Source organism: Anaerococcus porci, assembly GCF_034090325.1.
GTDB lineage: Bacteria > Bacillota > Clostridia > Tissierellales > Peptoniphilaceae > Anaerococcus > Anaerococcus porci.
The window spans coordinates 1-2,422 of the sequence record NZ_JAXDSU010000053.1; the positions used below are offsets into that span (position 1 = coordinate 1).

General features: G+C 29.5%; 4 protein-coding genes. 1 reads left to right on the forward strand and 3 read right to left on the reverse strand.

Annotation, left to right across the window (positions count from 1 at the left end; all coding sequences use genetic code 11):
* Window positions 1–72: 72 nt before the first annotated feature.
* Window positions 73–486 (reverse strand): hypothetical protein, encoded by a 414-nt coding sequence (locus SOR60_RS05085; protein ID WP_320595391.1) that lies wholly within the window; start codon window positions 484–486, stop codon window positions 73–75.
* A 227-nt stretch (window positions 487–713) separates the two neighbouring features.
* Window positions 714–1,382, reverse strand: a complete 669-nt coding sequence (locus SOR60_RS05090) for a DUF4145 domain-containing protein (RefSeq protein ID WP_320595392.1) — start codon at window positions 1,380–1,382, stop codon at window positions 714–716.
* A gap of 84 nt (window positions 1,383–1,466) precedes the next feature.
* Here SOR60_RS05090 and SOR60_RS05095 point away from each other — a divergent pair, with 84 nt between their 5' ends.
* Entirely contained in the window at window positions 1,467–1,697 is a 231-nt protein-coding gene (locus SOR60_RS05095; protein ID WP_320595393.1) for a hypothetical protein, read from the forward strand.
* On the opposite strand, the gene SOR60_RS05100 is transcribed toward SOR60_RS05095, so the two are convergent.
* The gene (locus SOR60_RS05100) at window positions 1,690–2,382 is read right to left on the reverse strand and encodes a hypothetical protein (protein WP_320595394.1); all 693 of its coding nucleotides are present in this window, start codon (window positions 2,380–2,382) and stop codon (window positions 1,690–1,692) included. The two genes, SOR60_RS05095 and SOR60_RS05100, sit on opposite strands and share 8 nt — an antisense overlap.
* Window positions 2,383–2,422: the final 40 nt, after the last annotated feature.

Below are 2,422 nucleotides of genomic sequence, written 5' to 3' on the forward strand. Positions count from 1 at the left end.
TTTTGGTTTTTTATGGATTGGATTGCTCCTATTTTATCAGCCTTAGCTGTTTCTTTATTGGTTAATTATTTTTTAAGAAAATAGAAGGTTTGTTAGAACGCTTACTAATAAAGCTACCAAGGACGGAAATAGAAATGAACGGACAAATTCTTTTATCACATCACGTCTTTCAAAAAGGACGTAATCTTCAAGGTAGGTATATCCATATTTGGTTAGGGAGTAGTTTCCAGTGTAAATAATACGAATATTTCCAAATTCGTCTGGTTTTGATTCTTTGTATGTTTCTTGAAGATATTGTTTTTGTCTTTCTTGAGGTGTGAATCTTAAACCTTTTGGCTTGGACATTTGCTCTAGTCTATGGAGTGTTTGGTGTTTATGGTCTGGAAATCTTTTAAGGATTTGTTCTTTACTAGCTGAGTTTTTACGCTTTATAAATTTTAGTATTTTGATGTTCATTATTTGAATATCTTCTTGTTGAAGTGTCATAGTTTTCTCCTTTTTGTTTTATTATATCAAATTTGGAGATTGTGGATAGGTTTAAAAGGTTAAGACAAAGGAAAAGAAAGGAGGGGAAATGGCAAATTTTATTAATTCTAATGTAAAGATAAATGTTGAGGGCATAGAGATATGTTTGGAGAAACTTAATGAGTTAGAAAAAAAGCTCAATGATGTTAATTCTCTTATTAACGAAATTTCATCAATGAGTATAGATATTAATTTTGGCGAGAAACAGGAGGATGATTTATTGAATAATCAGTGTCAATAAGTTTTAGAAATATATCTAGATATTTTTTTAAAACTTCTATGTCATATTCTTTATATTTTTCCTGATAATGTGTTTTATCGTTGGCTAATAGTCTTACGACGTCAGCTGTATTGATTAGTTGTTGTAGTGGCATGTAGGAGCTAATGGAATCATATAAGGATTTTTTTACTACTTCTTCTTTGGGCTTATTTAATTCTTTTATAGCATAGTCTTTTATTAGATATTCTAAGGATTTTCTATAACCCATAGCTGCAAGGTCATACATATTGTGATCATATGCAAATGATGAGTCTTTGTATAGTCTGATACAGTTTGGGGATAAGTCTTGGATTGATGGATAGAAGTAAGTATCTGATGACATTGGATATGATGAAATAAATTCTATTTTTATTTCTTCGTTTTGGGGTTTTTCTAATAGATAGGTAGCTGCTAAATTTTTTGAACAACATTTAGCGAAAAGAATTTTCAAATATATTTCTTGGTTTTTGGAAAAAGCCATCATAGTTGAGTTTCTTTCGGTTAGTTCTACAACTTTGCCACAGTAAGGACAAGTTAAGGGAGCGGTTACTGAGTGTAGTCTGTTGTTAAAATTTAAGTTTAGTTTGGTCAGTTGCATTATTTTCTCCTTTTTGTTTTATTATATCAAATTTGGAGATTGGATTTGGAAAAAATGATAAAGAAAAAGAAAGGAGGGGGTTGTATGAGTGACAGAAATATAGCAGGTGGTTTATCTGATTTTGATGATAAACTTGGCAATGTTTTAAAATATAAAAATTTAAAAGTCACTTCGGTTGTAGAAGTGACTTATGAGATAGCAAGTGATTATGACAATTTTCAAAGAGAAGTTAAGGAGTATTACAAAACGGATGGAAGGTTCATAGGTAGGATAGATCCTTTGGATAGTTTTTCTGATATTACCAGTACTATTTAGATTCATTTTTATTTAATGATTCTAAAAATTCGTTTGATTTATTTAGGGTTATTTCCATAGAAATGTAGTATGTTAAAGCTTTTATGAAAGATTTTAAATCGTTTATATCTTTATCGCTATATTTAACAGTGTAATGTACTTGATCATTGGCTAACATATTGGATGTTTTCGCTAGACTTCTTATGTTTTCATTGTCAATTTTATTGATAGCATTTCCTAAATGCATTGAGGATATTTTATCTTTTTGGTCTGGGTTAATTTTTATTAGATAGTCTTTTATTAAAAATTCTACTGATTTTCTAAAGCCCATACCTGATAATTCGTTTAGGTCTAGTTGTTCTGATGTTAGGGATTGTTTGTATATTTCTACAAATCTTTCTGAAATGGTATAGATTTCTTCTGGAAAGTTTAATTCTATATTTAGTGTTGGTTTGTATGGGGAATATTTAGTCTTGTACGTAAGATCGTCATTTCTGCCAATAATACTATATGGTAGTAAATAATATTTATTGCAGTTGGTACACTTGGCTAAGAGAATGGTTTCAACTTGTTCTTCTAAGTAATCGGCACTAGTTTTTGTATCTAATATCTCAGGATTTTGAGGCATATGACAAATTGGACAAATTTTAGGTACTTTATATTCTATATGATTAATTGTTGTTAGTTTGTAGTTTGTTTTTGACATTGGTTTTCTCCTTTTTGTTTTATTATATCAAATTTGGAGA